The organism is Pseudoalteromonas sp. 78C3, assembly GCF_002836695.1.
GTDB classification, from domain to species: domain Bacteria; phylum Pseudomonadota; class Gammaproteobacteria; order Enterobacterales; family Alteromonadaceae; genus Pseudoalteromonas; species Pseudoalteromonas arctica.
Genome location: NZ_PJAV01000067.1, coordinates 1 through 231, shown reverse-complemented (window position 1 = coordinate 231; position 231 = coordinate 1). Strand labels below are relative to the sequence as shown.

1 pseudogene is annotated in these 231 nt (G+C 39.4%); it reads left to right on the top strand.

Features of this window, described 5'->3' with window-relative positions:
* Positions 1-231: pseudogene (locus CXF76_RS20760) on the top strand (copper resistance D family protein); the annotation flags it as partial.

Genomic DNA, 231 nt, shown 5'->3' with positions numbered 1-231 from the left:
GAAAATGGGTTAGTGAAAAGTATTTTAACCTTTCACCTTATTGCCATTGCGAGCTGGTTAGGGTCATTGTGGCCGCTTTACAAAAGCTGCACTTTACTACCTACCAGTGAAGTAAAGCGGTTAATGCATTACTTTGGTCAACTCGCTATTGTTATTGTATTTGTACTACTTATTTCGGGCTTAACTCTGCTCCTGCAGTACCTAGAGTCATTTTCTGCATTGTTTACATCA